Below are 19,130 nucleotides of genomic sequence, written 5' to 3'. Positions count from 1 at the left end.
GAGCCGTGCGTCCGGCCTATGCTGTGCCCCGATGCGGCCACCGATTCCTGGGGAACCTGCTTTGCCGAAACGATCCGTCCTTCTCCTCTCCGTCCCGCTGGTGGCGCTCGCGCTCACCGGCTGCACCTCTGACCCCAAGCCCAAGGCCGCCGTCGACGACTCCGTCACGACGATCGCGGCGCTCGGCAAGAAGGCGCCGTGGGACAAGCTCGTCGAGCCCTGCGAGGGTGGTCAGCTGGTCGTGGTCCAGGACGTCGCGCTCGCCGATGTCAGCGCCGACGGGACGCCCGACGCGGTGGTCGCCCGCGCCTGCGAGGGTGACACCGAGTACGGGCCGTCGAGTGTCGAGGTCTTCGACGGCAAGTCGGCCTCCACCGAGCCGCGGCGGCTCGGCACCCTGCTCGGCGACGTCGGCACCGACAAGCCGTACGTGTCGAGCGTCGAGTATGCCGACGGTGCCGTGCTGATCAAGGCAAACGGCGTCGACGAGAAGAGCGACGCCGCCTGCCCCGAGGTGGTCTACACCTACCGCTACACCTACAGCGGCGGCGCCTTCCAGCAGGCGAAGCGGGAACAGCAGCCCGACGAGACCTGTGGACCCGACTAGATCGACTTCTCGATCAGGGTGGCTGCCCGGTCGGTGCCGCCCTGTGCGCGTACCTCTGCCTTGAGCTCTGCACTGCGCCCTTGCACCGCTTCGGTGGTGACCGCCCGCAGCGCCTCGCGCAGCTCGTCCGCGGTGGCGGTCGCCGAGTCGATCACCCGCGCGACACCCAGCGCGGCCAGCTGCTCCGCGTTGGCGAACTGGTCGGCGGCCTGCGGCGCGGCGATCATCGGCACGCCGCACCAGAGCCCCTCACTGCTGCCGCCCATGCCGGCGTGCGTGAGGAAGGCGTCGGCCTGTTCCAGGATCGCGAGCTGCGGAACCCACTGGTGCACCTCGACGGTGTCCGGCACGTCGCCCAGCTCGGACGGATCGACCTGGTTGCCGATCTGGAGGACGGTGTGCCAGCCGGGCAGCGTGCCGAAGGCGGCGATGCAGCGGCGGTAGAAGTCGGGGTGCTTGGTGAAGGCGGAGCCCAGCGAGACGAGCAGGACCTTCTCTCCGGCCTTTTCTCCGGCCTGGATCTTTTCGCCGGCCTGGGGCCGGGTCCAGGTGCCCTGTGCTGAGCGGTCGCCGAGGATCGGGCCGACGAAGTCGTAGACGGCCGGGTCCACGCGGTCGGCGTTCGGCTGCAGTGCCCGGGGGATCAGCGCGAGGCTGCGGTCCGGGCGGCCCAGGAACGACGGGCCGTCGGTGATCCGGAACCCGGTGGAGGTCAGCCACTCGGTGAACCGCCGGTAGTAGTCGGCGCCGCGCGGATCGGCTCGCATCGCCTCGATCATCGGAGCCATGTCCTGCTCGAAGCCGTCCCAGGCGACGAACGTGGGGGAGAGCTGGATCGCCGGGATGCCCCACCGCTCACCCAGGATCCGGGCCGGTGCGCCGGCGATGTCGTAGAGGAACAGGTCCGGGCGGTCGTCCTCGTACGCGGCGCGCAACTGCGGGAGCATCGCGATCGCGTCGTCCAGGAAGAGCGTGAGGTGGTCGATCTGATCCCCGCTCCAGTCGTCGTCGCCCGCGGGCAGGCTCGACTCGATCGGTTTCAGCTCCGCGCCGGTGTCCCGGATCGTGTCGGCGAACGAGGCGCCGTTGGCGTAGGTGACCCGGTGACCGCGTGCCACCAGGGCGCGCACGATCTCCAGGCTCGGGTTGACGTGCCCGTGGAACGGGATGCTGACCATGGCGATGTGCGGCATGAAGGTCCTCCGGTTCGTGTAACGAGACGCTACGTCTCGTCTCGTGCTCGCCGACGGTAGCACAAGACGAGACGTTGCGTCTCGTCGTAGGATCCTCGTCATGACCGCCATCACCACGCCGCGCCGCAACGAGCGCTCCCGCCGTGCGATCCTCACCGCCGCACTGGAACTACTCGGCGAGACCGGCTACCGGGACCTGACCGTCGAGGCCATCGCGGCCCGCGCCGGCGTCGGCAAGCAGACGATCTACCGCTGGTGGCGGGGCAAGGGCGCGGTGATCCTCGAAGCGCTCGTGGACTCCACCGTCACCGACCTCGCCCTGCCCGACACCGGTGACCTGCGGGCCGACCTGCGTCTTGTCCTGCGTGCCACGGTCGCCGAGTTCGCCGACCCCCAGCTGTCGGCCACCACCAGGGCGATCACCATCGAGACGCTCGCCGACGACACGCTCGCCGAGCAGGTCCGCGACCAGCTGCTGCGGCCCCAGCTCGCCGCGGTGCGGGACCGGCTGCGCGCGGGGCGGGCCGCCGGTCAGGTCCGCGAGGGAGTCGACCTCGACGTCGCTGTGGAACTGCTCTTCGGGCCGATCTACCACCGGTGGCTGCTCCGGAACGGTCCGCTCACGGAGGCGTACGCCGATGAGCTTGTCGATGTGGCCCTTGCCGCGATTGGCCCCTGATGCCTCCGGCTGGCTGTCAGCGGTGCTCTAAGCCGTCCGGGGCACCCCTCACGCCCAGCCGGCCGGGTCGGCTGGCTGTCAGCGGTGCTCCAAGCCGTCCGGGGCACCCCTCACGCCCAGCCGGCCGGGTCAGCTGGCTGTCAGCGGTGCTGCGAGGGCATGAAAGCACCTCTCACGGCCAGCCGGCCGAGTCGGCTGGGGACAGCAGCTGGCGGGTGAGTGGTGCCTTCGGGGGATCAGGAGGAAGTGGCCATGTCGAGGGCGGCCAGGTAGCCGAACGTCATCGCCGGCCCCAGAGTTGCCCCGGCCCCCGCATAGCCGCGCCCCATCACGGAAGCGCTGGCGTTGCCCGCCGCCCACAGCCCCGCGATCGCGGAGCCGTCAGCCCGCAGCACCCGCGCATGCTCATCGGTCCGCAACCCGCCCTTGGTCCCCAAATCCCCAGGCACCAGCGAAAACGCGTAGAACGGCGGCCGAGCGAGCCGGCCGAGGCAAGGGTTGGGGCGCTGTCGCGGGTCACCGTAGTACTTGTCGTACGCCGAGTCCCCCCGCCCGAAATCGTCATCCCGGCCGTGCTCGGCGAACCCGTTGAACCGCTCGACCGTGGCGTGCAACGCGGACGGGTCCACCCCGATCCGGCCGGCGAGGGAGGAGAGGCTGTCCGCACGGTGAGCCACCCCCGCGTCGAACCACCGGCGCGGCAGCGGTGCCCGGGGCGCCCGGCCCGCGAACAGGTACCGATCCCGATAGGACTGATCGGTCACCAGCCAGGCCGGCAGATGCGGCTGCCCCGATCCGTCGCGGCCGAGCATGGCGTGCACGGCGTCGACGTACGGCGCCGCCTCGTTGACGAACCGCCGCCCCGTGCCGTCGATGATCAGGCTGCCGGGCAGGTTCCGTTCCGCCAGGCAGAAGTACGGCCCGCCGGTCAACGGCAACGACGGCCCCCACCAGGCCTCGTCCATCAGGTCCAGGGCCGCCCCGAGCTTCTCACCGGCCTCGATCCCCTCGCCGGTGTTCCCGGCCGCCCCGACCGTCCACTCGATGCCGATCTCCTGGTAGGAGCGGCGCATCCGCTCGTTCTGCTCGAACCCGCCGCTGGCCAGCAGCACCCCGACCCGAGCCCGGATCTCCCGGTCGCCGCAGCGGATCCCGGCGACCCGCCCATCGTCCACGATCAGCCCGGTCAGCGCGGTGTCCAGCAGCACCGGCACGCCGGCTTTCCGCAGCCCGGCCCGCAGGCCCGCCGCCAGCGCCTGCCCCATGGTCAGCCGCCGCCGTTTGCGCAGCCGATCCACCGCCGACCCAGCTCCCAGCCGCATCCCGACCAGAATCGACCTAGGATGCCGTACGCCGAGTGACAGCCACCGGTAGTCGACAGCGGTGATCGCCATCCCGTTCGGCGCCGCGCGATAGGGCGCCGCAAGTGTCTCCACGTCCTCGCCGACGAGCCGGGTATCGAGCGGTTTCGGCTCGATGCTGCGCCCCTCGGCCAGCCCGCCCGGCGCCTCCGGGTGATAGTCGGGATAGCCCGGCACCCACGCGAAGTCGAGCGGTGTCCGGCGCCTGACGAACGCCAGCATCTCCGGCCCGTACTTCAGGAATGCCTCCCGCCGGGCGAGCGGCACCTCCGGCCCGGCGACGTGCGCGAGATAGGTGCCGTCGTCGGCGCCCCCGCCGAGCACCTCGTTGCCGGGAATCCACAGGCCGCCGCCGGACCGCGCGGTCGAACCGCCGTAGACCGCCGCCTTCTCGACCACCACCGCGGACAGCCCGGAATGCGCCGCGGCCAGCGCCGCCGTCATCCCCGCCCCGCCGCTGCCCACCACCACGACGTCGAAAGCCGCGCCGCGGCCGGTATCGAAAGCATCACCCTCTACAGTCACTAGAACAGGTTATAGTTATCAGGCGCTCGCGCAGAAGAAGGCACGTGATACGCGTTCCAGAATCGGAGACGCCGTGCATGACGTCGTGGTGGTGGGTCTCGGCGCGGCCGGAGCCTGCGCGGCGATCGAGGCCGCCGAGGCCGGGGCCACCGTGCTCCTGCTCGACCGCTTCACCGGCGGTGGCGCCACAGCGATCTCCGGCGGCATCGTCTACGCCGGCGGCGGCACACGCTGGCAGGTCGAGGCCAACATCAAAGACACACCCATGCAGATGTACGCCTACCTGCGCCACGAAGTCCGCGATGCCGTGTCACCATCAACCCTGCGCAGGTTCTGTGAGCAGAGCGCGGTGCTGCTGGACTGGCTTGCCGAGCGCGGAGTGCCGTTCGACTCCCGGCTCTGCCCGTACAAGACCTCGTACCCGACCGACCGCCACTACCTCTATCAGTCAGGTAGTGAGCGTCCGGCCGTACCGCGAGGTCATCGCACGCACGCCCGCGGCACCTCCGGTCATGTGCTCGCCAGTCGCCTCCGCGTCGCGGCCCGCGCCCGCGGCGCGGAGGTCCGCACGCAGACCCGCGCGCACCACCTCGTCCTCGACGGGGACGGCCGCGTCGCCGGAGTGGAGTGCCGCACGCTGACCGGCGCACCGGGATGGGTGCGCCTCGGCCATCGCCTGCTGCACCGCCTGTCGGTCAAGCCCGGCGTCTACCTGCCCGGCCTCGGCCGATCCTTGCACCGGGCCGTCACGGGTCTCGAGCACCGCTACGGCAGGCCGGTGCGCTTCGAGGCCCGCAGCGTGATCCTCGCGGCCGGCGGGTTCGTCTTCGACCGGGCGATGATGCGCGAGCACGCCCCGCTGTACCGGGGCGGGCTGCGCCTGGGTACCCCGGGCGACGACGGCTCCGGGATCCGGCTCGGCATCAAGGCCGGCGGTGCGACGCGCCACCTGGACCGGGTCACCCTCTGGCGGTTCCTCACGCCACCGTCCGCGCTGCTGGGCGGGGTGCTGGTCGACCGGGACGGGCGCCGGGTCTGCGACGAGTCGTGGTACGGGGCAGCCATCGGCGACGCGGTCCTGCGCAGTCCCGGCGGCCGGGCGTGGCTCCTCGCCGACGCCGCCGTCCTGACCGAGGCCCGGCGCCAGGTGCGGTCGCAGACGCTGTGGTTCCAGCGTCTCCAGGCGTGGTGGCTCCTCAGCGGCGGCCGCGTCTCGGCACCGACCCTGGAAGCGGTCGCCGCGAAGGCCGGCGTCGACCCGGCCGGCCTGGCAGCAACGGTCGCGGCCTATCGAACGGGGCCAGATCCCACGGGCAAGCCGGCCGAATTCCTCCGCCCGCTGGACCGGCCGCCCTTCTCCCTGATCGACGTCTCGGTGCGGGCCCGGGGACTCCCGGCCCCGATGCTGACCCTCGGCGGCCTGACCGTCGACGAGGAGACCGGCGAGGTGACCCGCTCCGACGGCAGCGCGATCCCCGGCCTGTACGCCGCCGGCCGCACAGCCGTAGGCATCTGCTCCGGCAGCTACGTCAGCGGCCTCTCCCTCGCCGACTGCGCCTTCTCCGGTCGCCGAGCAGGCACCCACGCCGCCACCCGTGCCGCCACGAATGCCGCCCGAGGCCCGGAAGCGGTGAGCCCGAAGTCCACAAGCTCGGCCGAGACGGGAGATGGCCATGATCGCGCGGGATGACATCGCAAGGCTCGCGGATCGGCTCCTCGCGGCGGAGCGCGACCGCACGCCGATCGCCCCGCTGGTCGACGAGTTTCCCGAGCTCGGGGCGGCGGACGCCTACGAGATCCAGCTGCACAACATCCGCCGCCGGGCCGGGACCGTGGTCGGGCACAAGGTGGGCCTGTCGTCGAAGGCCATGCAGCAGATGATGGGGGTGGACGAGCCCGACTACGGCCATCTGCTCGCCGATATGCGGCTCAGCGAGACCGTACCGGCGGACGCGGGGCGCTACTGCTACCCGCGGGTGGAGATCGAGGTCGCTTTCCTGCTCGGCGCCGATCTGCCGGGGCATGAGTGCACCGAGGAGGACGTGCTGGCGGCCACCGAGGCGTTCGCACCGTCCATCGAGTTGATCGACAGCCGGATCGCCGACTGGAAGATCAGTCTCGCCGACACGATCGCCGACAACGCTTCTTCGGCGGGGTTCGTCGTGGGCGCTTCCCGCGTACCCCCAAAAGATCTTGATCCGCGTGGTATCGACGCCGTTCTGTATCGCGGAGCTGAAGCGGTGGCGCGGGGCCGGTCGGACGCCGTGCTGGGCAATCCGGTGACCGCGGTGGCCTGGCTGGCGCGCACTGTCGCGGACTTCGGAGTACGGCTGCGGGCCGGCCATCTCATCCTGCCGGGTGCCTGCGCCCGCGCGGTCGACGCACACCCGGGAGACGAGTTCCGCGCGGTCTTCACGGGTCTCGGCGAGGTGCGTCTCGCCTTCGGAAAGGAACCCGCCGCATGACCGCAACGCTCACCGCCGCCATCGTCGGATCAGGGAACATCGGGACCGACCTGATGTACAAGCTGCTGCGCTCCCCGGTGATCGAACCGCGCTGGATGGCCGGAATCGATCAGGACAGCCCCGGCCTGCGCCGCGCCGCGGAGCACGGACTGGCCACCGGTACCGGCGGCGCCGACTGGCTGCTCGCCCAGGACACCCGTCCCGATCTGGTCTTCGAGGCCACGTCGGCGGCGGTGCACCGGGCCAACGCGCCGCGGTACGCCGAAGCCGGGATCCGCGCGATCGACCTCACCCCGGCAGCCATCGGCCCCTGCGTCGTCCCGGAGGTCAACCTGGGTGAGCACCGCGACGCGCCCAACCTCAACCTGATCACCTGCGGCGGACAGGCCACCATCCCGATGGTTCACGCCGTGTCGCGGGTGACGCCGGTCAGCTACGCGGAGATCGTCGCGTCCGTGGCGTCGCGGTCGGCCGGGCCCGGTACCAGGGCCAACATCGACGAGTTCACCCGGACCACGAGCCGCGGCCTGGAAACGATCGGGGGAGCGGGGCGCGGCAAGGCGATCATCGTGCTGAATCCGGCCGAGCCACCGCTGATCATGCGGGACACGATCTTCTGTGCGGTGGACAGGGCCGCCGACACCGAGGCGATCTCGGTGTCGGTGAAGTCGATGGCCGGGGAGATCGCGCGGTACGTGCCGGGTTACCGGCTGACCGACGAACCCCAGTTCGACCCGGTGGGCGACGTCCTCCGCGTGGGGATCTTCCTGGAGATCGAGGGGGCGGCCGACTTCCTGCCGGGGTACGCGGGGAACCTGGACATCATGACCGCGGCGGCGACCCGGGTGGGTGAGCGACTTGCCTGACCTGAGGATCACCGATTCGACGCTGCGGGACGGCTCCCACGCGAAACGCCACCAGTTCACCGCGCCGGAGGTGGCGAGCATCGTCGCCGCCCTGGACGGCGCCGGCGTACCGGTCATCGAGGTGGCGCACGGCGACGGGCTGGGCGGTTCCTCGTTCACCTACGGTTTCAGCCACACGCCCGAACAGGAGCTGATCAGGACGGCCGTCGCGACCGCCACCCGCGCGAGGATCGCCTTCCTGATGCTGCCCGGCGTCGGCCTCTTCGACGACATCCGCGCCGCGGCCGGCAACGGCGCCTCGGTCTGCCGGATCGCCACCCACTGCACCGAGGCCGACATCGCCGCCCAGCACTTCGGCCTGGCCCGCAACCTCGGCCTGGAGACCGTCGGCTTCCTGATGATGGCCCACTCGACACCGCCCGAGGCGCTGGCGAAGCAGGCCCGGATCATGGCCGACGCCGGCTGCCAGTGCGTCTACGTCGTGGACTCGGCCGGCGCGCTGGTCATGGACCAGGTCACCGACCGGGTGGCGGCCCTGGTGGCCGAGCTGGGTAGCGACGCGCAGGTCGGCTTCCACGGCCACGAGAACCTGGGCCTGGGTGTGGCCAACTCGATCCTGGCCCACCGCGCGGGCGCCCGGCAGATCGACGGCAGCACCCGCCGGTTCGGTGCCGGTGCCGGCAATACGCCGGTCGAGGCCTTCGTGGGCGCCTGCGACAAGCTCGGCATCTCCACCGGCGTCGACTTCTTCAAGATCGTGGACGCCGCCGAGGAGGTGGTGCGCCCCGCGATGCCGGACGAGTGCAAGCTCGACCGGATGGCTCTGACCATGGGTTACGCCGGCGTCTACTCCAGTTTCCTGCTGCATGCCTGGTCGCTGGCCGAGCGCTATCAGGTCTCCGGCGCCGAGATCCTGGTCCGGGCGGGCGAGCGCCGCCTGGTCGGCGGCCAGGAGGACCAGCTGATCGGCATAGCCCGCGAACTCAGTAGTAGGTGACCGTCACCCGGTCGGTGAGCGGGACCGCCTGGCAGGCCAGGATGTACCCCTCGGCGAAGTCCTCCTCCTCGAGCACCTCGTTGTTCACCAGGTCCACGTCGCCGCTGAGCATCCGCACCGCGCACGCACCGCACTGCCCCTGCCGGCACGAATAGGGCGGGTTCAGCCCCGCCTCGATGATCACGTCCAGAAGCCGCATGCCGGGCCCCCACGGCAGCACATGCGTCTGCCCGTCGATCGTCACCTCGGCGATCGCCTCCCGGCTGTCCACCTGCTCGATCTCGAACCGTTCCACCCTGATCCGCGACGGGGGCACGCCGGCCAGCCGCAGCGCCTTCTCGGTGACCGCGACGAACGCTTCCGGGCCACAGACAAAAACATCACGACCTCGGGGGTACGACCGGAGCACCTCTGCCAGAGCCTCAGCGGTCGGCACGCCCCTCTCGTCGTCGAGCCAGTGGGTGACCGGCAGGAGCGCGTCCAGCTCGTCCTTGAAGATGATCGAACCGGGATCGCGATTGGCGTACAGAAGAGAAAGATCGCCCTGCCCGCGCGCACGGACGGCCTTGATGATCCCCATGATCGGGGTGATGCCCGAGCCGCCCGCCAGCAGCAGCAGATCGTCGTCGAGCGACCCCGGAGTGAACGTGCCGGCCGGTTCGGAGAACTCGAGGACGTCGCCGGCGCGGACGTTGTCGCAGATCCAGTTGGACACCTTGCCGTCCCGGACCCGTTTGACGGTGACCTTGGGCGCGGTGTCGGTGAACGGCGAGCTGGCCAGCGAGTAGCAGCGTGTCCCGGCGGGAGTGCGCACCGTGAGGTACTGCCCGGGGCGGTAGTCGAACGTCTTGTCGAGGATCAGCGAACAGGCGTCCGGCGTCTCGGTGATCACCTCGGCGACGGTGATCCGGTGGAAGTCGGGCATCAGCTCACCTCCAGGCGGCCCTCACGGATCGCGCGGTCGAGGCTCTCCCGCAGGTAGGTGCAGGTCGGCACCAGGGCTGTCGGCCGGTCGCCGGCGGCCTCGGCCAGGCGCTCGCACGCCCGGCCGGACCACTGGACGCTCGTCTGCATCGCGCTCTTCCTCCCGGCGCGGACCGGCGTGCCGCAGACCTCGCAGCCGACGTCGACGAGGCCGCCCTCCAGATATTCGCGGCGCTCGTTCACGAGGCCATCCGCGCCTGGTTCTCGGCGACCTCGGCCTCCCACGTCGCGACGGCCCGGGTGGTGTCGACCTCGAACTCGTACCGCGCTGTCATGTCGTCGGTGACGTCCTCGGTGTCGACGTAGAACTGCTCGTACCACCGGCGGAGCTGGTAGACCGGGCCGTCCTCGGCGCACAGCAGCGGGTTGTCGATGCGGGTCTTGTTCTGCCAGATCTCCACGTCCTGCAGGAAGCCGACGCCGATGCCCTTGGCGAACTTGGCCGCCGCCTTGGCCGCCTGCTCGGCGGACAGGCCGGGCAGCCGCTTGACGATCACGCCCCACTGGAGGACGAACGAGTTCGGCGTGACCGGGTAGTGGCAGTTGATCAGGATCGACTCGACGTCGATGCCGTGCCAGTTGTGGTACAGGTTGTCGATCATGTACGACGGGCCGTAGTACGCCGCCTCGGACCGCAGCGTGGCGTCGCCGGACTGGCTGGCGGTGATCTCGACGTCCGGCCGGGGCCGGGTGTTCAGGAACTGTGCCGCCACGTGGCCCTCCAGGACGTTCTTGAAGAACGTCGGGAAAGCGAAGTGGATGTAGAAGAAGTGCGCCATGTCGACCACGTTGTCGATGACCTCGCGGCAGTTGGCGCCCTCGATCCGGACCGAATCCCACGTCCAGGTGCTCCACTCGTCGGAGAAGGCGCCCTCGATGCGGGGGATCGCGACCTCGGGCGCCGGCGGCCGGCCCTGCGGGTCGTTCCAGACGAAGAGCTGGCGGTTCTCCTCGCAGGTCGTCCAGGAGCGGGTGCGGGCTCTCATCGGGACCCGGTGCGCGTAGGGCACGGCGTCGCACCGGCCGTCGCCGCGCCACCGCCAGTCGTGGAACGGGCAGGCGATGGTGTCGCCCTTGACGGTGCCCATGGTGAGGTCGCCGCCCATGTGGCGGCAGTAACCGTCCAGCACGTGCAGTGCTCCGCCGGAGTCGGCGAAGACCACGAGTTTCGTGCCGAAGGCCTCGATCGCGTGGGGTTTGCCGTCGCGGAAGTGCTCGGCCAGGCCCAGGCAGTGCCAGCCTCGGGCGAACCTGGCCGGTGGAGCCCCGGTGTCGATGGTGCGTGGTTGCCCGTCGATGCTCATGAGCCGCTCCGGATCTGGTCCGTAAGTAGAACGTGTTCTAGTATAGGGAACGTCTGACATCCAGGCCAACCCGCAGGAGTGATCTCATGGACGCGGTCCTCGCCGGAGTGCACGACCTGTTACCCGTTCTACGGGAGCGAGCGCAGGAGACCGAGGACCGCCGGGCCCTCTCGCCCGAGACGGTGAAATCGCTCGCCGAGACCGGCTTCTTCCGGCTGCTCCAGCCCACCCGGTTCGGCGGTCTCGAGGCGCACCCGCTCACCTTCCTGGCCGGAGTGCGCGAGATCGCCTCCGCCTGCGGCTCCACCGGCTGGGTCGCCTCGGTGATCGGCGTGCACAACTGGCAGCTCGGGCTCTTCCCCGACCAGGCACAACAGGACGTCTGGGCGGAGGACGCGAGCACCCGGCTCTCCTCGTCCTACGCGCCGACCGGCCGGATCACCGCAGTCGACGGCGGCTACCGGGTGAGCGGCCGCTGGAGCTTCTCGTCCGGCTGCGACCACGCCACCTGGGTGCTGCTCGGCGGCATCGTCCCGCCCGGCGAGGACGGCTCACCCGCCGACTTCAAGACGTTCCTGCTGCCGATCGCCGACTACACCATCGAGGACGTCTGGAACACCGTCGGGCTGCGGGGGACCGGGAGCAACGACATCGTGGTGGAGGACGCGTTCGTCCCGGCGTACCGATCGCTGAGCTTCAACGACACGGCCCGCTGTCTGTGCCCCGGCCAGGAGCAGAACCCCGGGCCGCTTTTCAAGATTCCGTACGCGTCGCTGTTCTCCTACGCGATCACCACCCCGATCATCGGGATGGCCACCGGTGCTTACCAGGCGCACGTCGACTACACCCGGCAGCGGGTCCGCGCCTCCTATGTCGGCGTGAAGGCCGCCGAGGATCCGCACTCGCAGGTCCGGGTCGCCGAGGCGGCGAGCGACGTCGACTCCGCGTGGCTGGCGCTGAAGACCAACATGACCGAGCTGATGGAGCTCACCACGGCCGGCGAGAAACTGCCCATGCCGCTGCGCCTGCGGGTCCGCCGCGACCAGGTCCGCGGCACCGAGCTGGCGATCCGCGCGGTGGACCGCCTCTTCGAGAACTCCGGCGGCCGGGCCCTCGCCGTCGGCACCCCGATCCAGCGCTTCTGGCGCGACGCACACTCCGGCCGGGTGCACGCGATCAACGACCCGGAGCGCGCGCTGTCCATGTTCGGCCGCGGCGAGTTCGGCCTGCCGCTCAACGACGCGATGGTGTGATCATGACGCTGACCTTTCACCGGGAGGGCGCCGGCTCACCGGTGGTCCTTCTGCACGGCGGCGGTCCCGGTGCGTCCGCGATGAGCAACTTCGGGCGTACGGTGCCCGTGCTCGCCTCCCACTTCGACGTGCTCGCTGTCGACCAGCCCGGATACGGCGGCTCCCTGGGCGACCCGATCACCGGGCAGTACTTCACCCACGCCGCCACCGCGCTCGCCGAACTGCTCGACAAGCTCGGTCTCGAACAGGTCGACCTGGTCGGCAACTCGCTCGGGGGCGGCACCGCCGTACGTTTCGCCCTGCTCTTCCCGAAGCGCGCCCGCCGCCTGCTGCTGATGGGCCCCGGCGGCCTCAGCCTCAACGTCTTCGCCGCCGACCCGACCGAGGGTGTCAAGCGGCTCGGCGCGTTCGGCGCCGCACCCAGCCGGGAGCGGCTCGCCGCGTTCCTGCGCACCCTCGTCTTCGACCCGCGCCTGGTCACCGACGAGCTCATCGACGAACGTTTCCGGGCCGCGAGCGACCCGGCCGCGCTGCGCGCCATGCGCGAGATGGGTGCTTCGTTCAGCAACCCGCAGACGTACGAGGAGGGACTGCTCTGGCGCGACGCCCACCGCCTGCGTCACGAGGTCCTGCTGGTCTGGGGCCGCGAGGACCGGGTGAACCCGCTCGACGGTGCGCTCGTCGCCCTCAAGCTGCTGCGCAACGCCCGGCTGCACGTCTTCGGCGGCTGCGGCCACTGGGCCCACCTGGAGAAGTTCGACGAGTTCAACCGCCTGGCGATCGATTTTCTCGCTTCGGTTCCGGTGAAAGGGGATCGCTCATGAACCTCGTCCGATCGCTCGGCTATCTGCGGGTGGAATCCACCGACGTGGACGCGTGGCGTGAGTTCGGCGTCAAGGTCCTCGGCATGACGCTCGGCCGCGGCCCCTCCCCGGAGGCGGCCTACCTGCGGATGGACGACCTGCCGGCCCGCATCGTCGTCACGCCCGGCTCGCAGGACCGGCTGGTCGCCAGCGGCTGGGAGGTCGCCGACCCGGCCGCGCTGGCCCGCCTCGGCGAGGCCCTGGAAGGCGCCGGCGTCGCGGTCAAACCGGCCGACGACCTCGCCGACCGCCGGGTGGCCCAGATGATCAGCGTGGACGACCCGTCCGGCAACCGCCTCGAGTTCTTCTGCGGTGCGGCCCTCGACACCCGGCCCGCGCTCAGCGCGTACGGCACCCGGTTCGTCACCGGCGACCAGGGCATGGGCCACATCGTCCTGCCGTCCCGCGACGACGCCGCCGGCCTGCGCTTCTACACCGAGGTGCTGGGCTTCCGGCTGCGCGACTCGATGCGGCTCGTCCCCGAGCACATCGGCCTGCCGCCCAGCGACAAGCCGCTCTGGATGCGCTTCCTCGGCTGCGGACCCCGCCACCACAGCGTCGCCCTCGCACCCATTCCCGCACCCACCGGCCTCATCCACCTGATGGTCGAGACCGAGACCATCGACGACGTCGGCCGCGCCATCGACCGCTGCGGCCGCCACAAAGCCCCGATGATCTCCACGCTCGGCCGGCACGCCAACGATGCGATGATCTCCTTCTACGTGCGCACACCCAGCGGCTTCGACATCGAGTACGGCACCGGCGGCCTCACCGTCGACGACCCGACCTGGGTGGCCCGCCAGACCACCGCGCACAGCATCTGGGGCCACCGCTTCTTCACCGGCGGCGGCGGACATTGACCACTGTTCCGGTAGGCGTGAACACCCGGCGCTTCCGCCGGGTGTTCGGCCACTTCTGCACCGGCGTCACGGTCGTCACCACCCACGACGCCGACGGTCCCGCCGGCTTCGCCTGCCAGGCCTTCACCCCGCTGTCGCTGGACCCGCCGCTGGTGCTCTTCTGCCCCCAGGACACCTCCGACACCTGGCGCCGCGTCCGCGCCCGAGGCCACTTCTGCGTCAACGTCCTCGCCGACGACCAGCGCGACCTCTCCCGCTCCTTCGGCCTCCGCGGCGCCGACAAGTTCACCGGCGTCCCGTGGACCGCGGCCCCCTCCGGCGCCCCCATCCTGGCCGGCGCCCTGACCTGGGCCGACTGCCGCATCGAGGCCATCCACCCGGGCGGCGACCACTCCATCGTCGTCGGCCGCGTGACAGCGCTGGGCGAGTGCCGCGACACCGGCCCCCTGCTGTTCCACAAGGGCCGCTACACCGGCACCGCGGCCGTCTCCCCCCACGAGGCCCCCGAAGTGGTCGACACCCTCCTGGCCTGGCCCCGCCACACCGACTGGATCTAGCCACCCTTCAGGGTGGAGGCCCGCGGCGGTTCGAATGCGGGCTGACCCGTGTCCGGCTGGTGCTCAGTGGTGTTTTTCGGGGCGGGACACCCCTCTCACGCCCAGCTGGCGGTCTTGGCTGGTGCTCAGTGGTGCTTTTCGGGCCGGAGCACCCCTCTCACGGCCAGCTGGTTGTCTTGGCTGGTGCTCAGTGGTGTTTTTCGGGCCGGAGCACCCCTCTCACGGCCAGCTGGTTGTCCCGGCTCAGCGAGATCGATCAGGTGTGATCGGCGCCGGCCGGTGGGGCTGGTCGAGGGCGCTGAGGTCGTGGCGGTGCTCGCGGATCGGCTGGGGGAGCTCGGGCTGGGGTTCGGGATGCTGGAGCTCGGGATGCTGGAGCTCGGCAGGCTGGGACTTCGGCTGGGGGGTCTCGATGCCGACGTGGTAGATGGCGGCGCCGGAGCGGGAGCGTTTGGCGGTGTACATGGCGATGTCGGCGCGCTGGAAGAGTTCGACCGCGTTGGTGCCGTGGAAGGGGTAGACCGCGGCGCCGATGCTGGCGCTGATGTCGACCCTGGCGCCGGCCAGGTCGGCCGGGCCCTGCACGCGGTCCAGCAGGCGGCGGGCCGACTCCAGGCAGGCATCGGCCGAGGCTGACTGCGGCAACAGTACGGCGAACTCGTCCCCGCCCAGCCGGGCGACCGTGTCGGTGTCGCGGACGGCGGCGGACAGGCGGGCCGCGACCTCCTGCAGCAGCAGGTCACCGACGTGGTGGCCGAGCGTGTCGTTCACCTCCTTGAACCGGTTCAGGTCCAGGATCAGCAGCCCGAACGGCTCCTCGTGCTGGTCGGCGTCGGCCATTGCCTCCTCGATCCGCGCGCCGAGCATGGTGCGGTTCGCCAGGCCGGTGAGGCTGTCGTGCAGGGCCCTGCGCTGGTGCTCGCTGGCCTCGCTCTCGACCCGGCGCTGGTAGCCGAGCAGCACCGTCGCGCAGACGGCCAGCAGCACCAGGTCGACGCAGAGGATGATCGCGGCGGCCATCAGGAGGCGCTCGTTGCGCTGCTCGACGTCCGCCAGGTAGCGGTCCATGTCCAGCCGCTTGCGGCTGACCTGGTTTATCGCCGCCTTGCGCAGCGTGGAGGTCGCCAGCGACGCCTGCTGAGCCAGGACCTCGACCTTCTCCCGGTCGCCGATGTCATCGGCGGCGGCGAGGTCCCGGATCGTCCTGGCGTAGCCGGCGTAGATGCTCGTCGCCTCGGCTGCCTGCTCGACGTCGGTAAGGTCACCGTAGTTGGCGAGCCAGGCCAGGTTCCCGTTCGCCGAGCCGATCGCGGACTCCAGCGGGATCCGCCCGGCCGCACTGCTTCCCCGCTGGTAGTCGGCGAGCGCATCGGAGCCCATGCTGACGTTGAGGTTCAGCTCGGCCCACTGATCGCTCTGCTCGGCGACCTGCCGGACGTGCCGGGTGGTCTCCGCGTTGCCGGAGGTGCTGAAGACGGCCAGCCCGGCGAGCGCGACGACGCCCAGCGACAGGCCGACGACCGCGCCACGAGCGGCGACCTTCCGCCTCGGGGCTCGTCCGGGCATCTCGCCTCCCTGCGCTGCGGGCCGTCACCGGAAGGTGATACGGCCTCCCCACCGGAGATCAGATCGGCCGGTGCCGGGCGGTGTTGAGGAATGCGCCACCCGGAGCCAGGGCAGCCGCCCATACTGGGGACCGAACCGGGGGTTGTCATGAGGCATCGGCTCGGCGGCATCGGCGCCGCCCTTCTGCTCACCGTGTGCGGGTGTTCCGGCTCGGGCGATAATGAGACGCCCGGCATCGCGCTGGTGGTGGCCAACTCGAAGCTCAACTTCGCGGTCGAGATGGGTCACGGGTTCGAGGCCGGGGTGGCCCGGGTGGGCGGCGTGAACGCGACCGTGACCGGCCCGGACATCGTCGACGGCCCCCGGCAGCTGCAGATCTTCCAGGACCTGAAGAAGACCGCCGACGACGGCATCTCGGTGTTCACGCTGAACATGGAGATCTTCGCCAGGCCGATCGCGGACGCCGTCGCCGAGGACATCCCGATCATCGCGGTCGACAACCCGCCGCTCGCCGCCGCCGACGTCGGGCTCTTCATCGGCAACGACAACTACGAGCTGGGCCGCATGCTCGCCGACCTGGCCCTCGCCAAGATGCCCAGCAGCGCAACCGGCGGAGCGGCCAGCGCAACCGGCGGAGCGGCCAGCGCAACCGGCGGAGCGGCCAGCGCAGCCGGCGGCGGCGGGACCGTTGTCATCGGCACCTCCAACCCGGGCGCCAAGGTGCTGGACCGCCGGGCCAAGGGCATCCGGGAGCGCATCGAGGAGAAGCTGCCCGGTGTGACGGTGATCGGCCCGTTCGACACCAAGCAGGACACCTCCGCCAACCAGGCCGCCTGGCGCACGCTGATCAAGGCAAACCCGGGTGCCCTGGCGTTCCTCGGCACCGGCGACGCCGACGGGTGGAACCTGGCCGCGATCCGCAAGGAGATCGGCGGGAAGTGGGTCGCCGGCGCGTTCGACCTGGATCCCCGGTCGCTGGCCGCGGTCAAGGAGAGCCACCTGGTGCTGGTCTCACCGGAACACTTCGTGAAGGGCGCGGTGGCCGGCCGGATCCAGGCGGAACACGCCAAGAGCGGCAAGGACCTGCCGGAGGGCTGGATCTACATACCCGGGCTGGCCGTGAGCCCGGCCAACATCGACGCGGTCCTGGCCCGCCAGCAGTCGGTGGAGGCCACCACGCAGGCGGTCGCCGCCCAGGTCGACACGATCCTGACGGACAAGACCTACCTGCGCGGCATGGAGAACGCCGGGTGACTCAGCCGCAGTGCTCGTACGGGCTTTCGTACACCGCCGCACCCACCGAACCGCCCCACCGGACACATGTCGCGTCAGCCGCCGCGCGGATCGGCCCGGCGTAGTAGCCGAACGACCCGCTGTCGCCCGCCTCCGCCGCGCCCTCCACCTGCAGGTACGCCGACATGTCAGTCTTCGTCCCGACATCAGTCGTCTTGAGGGTGACCACGCAGTTCCCACCGGTCCCGGCGTGGTGGAGCAGGTAGACCCGCCCCTGCACCCCACCGCTGTCCTTCAGCGCCGCCTTGTCGATCACCTTGTAGCCGCTGCCGCACAGGTCGACCGGCTTGTACTTGTTCGCCGTCTGGCTCGCGGCCGGCGACGACGGTGCCGGTCCCGTGGCGGTCGCGCTCGGGCCGGGGGTCACGGTCCCGCTCGTCACGGCCGTCGACGGAGACGGCGCCGTGGCCGGTTCGAGGCTGCGTCCCGGCACCCGTGACGAGGAGCGCGCGGGAGCACCCGGCTGCTGCGGCTTCCCGGTCGCCGACTGCTCCGGCTCGCTGATCGGCAAGTCCTCCGGTGCGGGGAAGCCCTGCGCGCCCGCCGCCGGCTGATCGACCTGCCCCCGGTCGCCGGAGGGCTGAAGGGCGTAGACCACACCGGCACCGGCCAGCGCCGCCACCACCGCACCCGCCGTTATCAGAGCAGCTGTCCGCCGCCGGCCGCCCACCGCGGGACCCTCCGCCGAACCCGAACCCGAACCCGAACCCGAACCCGAACCCGAACCCGAACCCGAACCCGAACCCGAATCTGAACCCGAACCCGAATCCGAATCCGAACCTGCAGATGCCGGCCCGAAAGCCTGCAGCCCGGGAAACGCAGACGCCTGCGGAACGGAAAGCGACGGCGGAACAGGAGAGGAAGGCGGAACAGCCGAGAAAGGCCGAGCGGGAGAGGAAGGCGGAACTGGAGCCGACGGGTTCTCCGCAGCCTCCTTCGCCGCCTCGGCCAGCGTCGCCGCGCTAGGGAACCGCTGCGCCGGATTCTTGGCGAGCGCCCGCATCACCACCGCGGCAGCCGCCTGCGGCACATCACCCGGCAGCACCGGCGGCTGCCCGTGCACCAGCTGGGCCAGCACCGCGAGGGGATTGTCCCCCACATACGGCGGGCGGCCGGCCAGGCAGGTGAACGCGACAGCGCCCAGCGCGTACACATCCGTCGCGGCCGACACCGGCCGGCCCTCGGCCTGCTCCGGAGCCATGTAATGGGCGCTGCCCATCACCACGTTGGTGCTGGTGATGCCGGTGATCCCGGCCGACCGCGCCACCCCGAAATCGACGAGCACGATCGCGCCGCCCGGCCGGACCAGCAGGTTGCTCGGCTTGACGTCGCGGTGCACGATCCCGGCCTCGTGGGCGGCCTGCAGAGCGTCGGCGACCTGGCCCACGATCGTCATCGTCTCGGCGGCACCGAGCCGCCCGGCCTGCTGGACCCGCTTGCCCAGCGGGGTGCCCTCGATGAACTCCATCACCAGGAAGTCGAACCGGTCGTCGCCGGTCGTCGCGTTCTCCCCGTAGTCGTAGACCTGGACGATGCCGGGGTGGCGCAGTGCGGCCATCATCCGCGCCTCGGTCCGGAACCGGGTGATGAACTCGGCATCCGCCATCAGCGCAGGTAGGAGCACCTTGACCGCGACCTCACGGTGCAGCAGCGCGTCCTTGCCGCGCCACACCTCACCCATGCCGCCGGCTGCGATCCGCTGCGTCAGCTGGTAACGGCCGTTCAGCACGATCCCGGGTACAAGCACCGGAACATGC

At 70.9% G+C, this 19,130-nt stretch carries 17 protein-coding genes and 1 pseudogene; 11 read left to right on the top strand and 7 right to left on the bottom strand.

The annotated features are described in order from the left end of the window. Nucleotides 1-61 precede the first annotated feature (61 nt). Entirely contained in the window at nt 62-607 is a 546-nt protein-coding gene (locus tag ACFQV6_RS07560; RefSeq protein WP_378026612.1) for a hypothetical protein, read from the top strand. On the opposite strand, the gene ACFQV6_RS07555 is transcribed toward ACFQV6_RS07560, so the two are convergent. Then, entirely contained in the window at nt 604-1,800 is a 1,197-nt protein-coding gene (locus ACFQV6_RS07555) for a macrolide family glycosyltransferase (protein ID WP_378026611.1), read from the bottom strand. The two genes, ACFQV6_RS07560 and ACFQV6_RS07555, sit on opposite strands and share 4 nt — an antisense overlap. A 100-nt stretch (nt 1,801-1,900) precedes the next feature. On the opposite strand from ACFQV6_RS07555, the gene ACFQV6_RS07550 reads away from it, so the two are divergent. Beyond that, nucleotides 1,901-2,479 (top strand): TetR/AcrR family transcriptional regulator, encoded by a 579-nt coding sequence (locus tag ACFQV6_RS07550; RefSeq protein WP_378026610.1) that lies wholly within the window; start codon nt 1,901-1,903, stop codon nt 2,477-2,479. Nucleotides 2,480-2,715: 236 nt separating this feature from the next. On the opposite strand, the gene kstD is transcribed toward ACFQV6_RS07550, so the two are convergent. Then, on the bottom strand, nt 2,716-4,365 hold the full coding sequence (kstD, locus tag ACFQV6_RS07545) for a 3-oxosteroid 1-dehydrogenase (protein ID WP_378026609.1): 1,650 nt from the start codon (nt 4,363-4,365) through the stop codon (nt 2,716-2,718). On the opposite strand from kstD, the pseudogene ACFQV6_RS07540 reads away from it, so the two are divergent. The 4 genes and pseudogenes from ACFQV6_RS07540 to dmpG all read left to right on the top strand — a co-directional run. Then, a pseudogene (locus ACFQV6_RS07540) lies at nt 4,283-5,974 on the top strand (FAD-binding protein); the annotation flags it as partial. The gene kstD and the pseudogene ACFQV6_RS07540 overlap by 83 nt on opposite strands. A 64-nt stretch (nt 5,975-6,038) precedes the next feature. Further along, nucleotides 6,039-6,830, top strand: a complete 792-nt coding sequence (locus ACFQV6_RS07535; protein WP_378026608.1) for a 2-keto-4-pentenoate hydratase — start codon at nt 6,039-6,041, stop codon at nt 6,828-6,830. Further along, on the top strand, nt 6,827-7,696 hold the full coding sequence (locus tag ACFQV6_RS07530; protein WP_378026607.1) for an acetaldehyde dehydrogenase (acetylating): 870 nt from the start codon (nt 6,827-6,829) through the stop codon (nt 7,694-7,696). The genes ACFQV6_RS07535 and ACFQV6_RS07530 overlap by 4 nt, the downstream gene beginning before the upstream one ends. Next, entirely contained in the window at nt 7,689-8,693 is a 1,005-nt protein-coding gene (gene dmpG, locus ACFQV6_RS07525; RefSeq protein ID WP_378026606.1) for a 4-hydroxy-2-oxovalerate aldolase, read from the top strand. Before ACFQV6_RS07530 ends, dmpG begins: the two co-directional genes overlap by 8 nt. Here the strand turns inward: dmpG and ACFQV6_RS07520 are convergent. The 3 genes from ACFQV6_RS07520 to ACFQV6_RS07510 are packed head-to-tail and all read right to left on the bottom strand — an operon-like array spanning nt 8,680 to nt 10,981. After that, a complete protein-coding gene (locus ACFQV6_RS07520) occupies nt 8,680-9,618 on the bottom strand; it encodes a 2Fe-2S iron-sulfur cluster-binding protein (protein ID WP_378026605.1) in 939 nt (312 codons plus the stop codon). The genes dmpG and ACFQV6_RS07520 overlap by 14 nt on opposite strands. Next, complete coding sequence (locus tag ACFQV6_RS07515) at nt 9,618-9,860, bottom strand: hypothetical protein (RefSeq protein WP_378026604.1); 243 nt, start codon at nt 9,858-9,860, stop codon at nt 9,618-9,620. The genes ACFQV6_RS07520 and ACFQV6_RS07515 overlap by 1 nt, the downstream gene beginning before the upstream one ends. Next, the gene (locus ACFQV6_RS07510) at nt 9,857-10,981 is read right to left on the bottom strand and encodes a Rieske 2Fe-2S domain-containing protein (protein WP_378026603.1); all 1,125 of its coding nucleotides are present in this window, start codon (nt 10,979-10,981) and stop codon (nt 9,857-9,859) included. The genes ACFQV6_RS07515 and ACFQV6_RS07510 overlap by 4 nt, the downstream gene beginning before the upstream one ends. A gap of 86 nt (nt 10,982-11,067) precedes the next feature. Between ACFQV6_RS07510 and hsaA the strand changes: the two genes are divergently transcribed. From hsaA to hsaB, 4 genes are read left to right on the top strand one after another with little or no spacing between them, the layout of a single operon-like run. Then, nucleotides 11,068-12,234, top strand: coding sequence for a 3-hydroxy-9,10-secoandrosta-1,3,5(10)-triene-9,17-dione monooxygenase oxygenase subunit (gene hsaA / locus ACFQV6_RS07505; protein ID WP_378026602.1), 1,167 nt, complete (start codon nt 11,068-11,070; stop codon nt 12,232-12,234). Nucleotides 12,235-12,236: 2 nt separating this feature from the next. Further along, nucleotides 12,237-13,058 carry a 4,5:9,10-diseco-3-hydroxy-5,9,17-trioxoandrosta-1(10),2-diene-4-oate hydrolase gene (gene hsaD, locus ACFQV6_RS07500; RefSeq protein ID WP_378026601.1) on the top strand — a complete coding sequence of 274 codons (822 nt, stop codon included), beginning with the start codon at nt 12,237-12,239 and terminating at the stop codon, nt 13,056-13,058. Beyond that, nucleotides 13,055-13,957, top strand: coding sequence for an iron-dependent extradiol dioxygenase HsaC (gene hsaC, locus ACFQV6_RS07495; RefSeq protein ID WP_378026600.1), 903 nt, complete (start codon nt 13,055-13,057; stop codon nt 13,955-13,957). Before hsaD ends, hsaC begins: the two co-directional genes overlap by 4 nt. Next, entirely contained in the window at nt 13,954-14,514 is a 561-nt protein-coding gene (gene hsaB / locus ACFQV6_RS07490) for a 3-hydroxy-9,10-secoandrosta-1,3,5(10)-triene-9,17-dione monooxygenase reductase subunit (protein ID WP_378026599.1), read from the top strand. Before hsaC ends, hsaB begins: the two co-directional genes overlap by 4 nt. 243 nt (nt 14,515-14,757) lie before the next feature. Here the strand turns inward: hsaB and ACFQV6_RS07485 are convergent, their stop codons facing one another. Next, nucleotides 14,758-16,080 (bottom strand): diguanylate cyclase domain-containing protein, encoded by a 1,323-nt coding sequence (locus ACFQV6_RS07485; protein ID WP_378026598.1) that lies wholly within the window; start codon nt 16,078-16,080, stop codon nt 14,758-14,760. A gap of 147 nt (nt 16,081-16,227) precedes the next feature. Here ACFQV6_RS07485 and ACFQV6_RS07480 point away from each other — a divergent pair, with 147 nt between their 5' ends. Further along, nucleotides 16,228-17,334, top strand: a complete 1,107-nt coding sequence (locus ACFQV6_RS07480; protein ID WP_378026597.1) for a sugar ABC transporter substrate-binding protein — start codon at nt 16,228-16,230, stop codon at nt 17,332-17,334. Between the two features lies 1 nt (nt 17,335). On the opposite strand, the gene ACFQV6_RS07475 is transcribed toward ACFQV6_RS07480, so the two are convergent. Continuing rightward, nucleotides 17,336-19,120, bottom strand: coding sequence for a protein kinase (locus ACFQV6_RS07475; RefSeq protein ID WP_378026596.1), 1,785 nt, complete (start codon nt 19,118-19,120; stop codon nt 17,336-17,338). Between the last annotated feature and the right edge of the window lie 10 nt (nt 19,121-19,130).

Source organism: Actinoplanes sp. GCM10030250, assembly GCF_042666575.1.
Lineage (GTDB): Bacteria > Actinomycetota > Actinomycetes > Mycobacteriales > Micromonosporaceae > Actinoplanes.
This window is presented reverse-complemented; position numbering and strand designations above follow the sequence as displayed.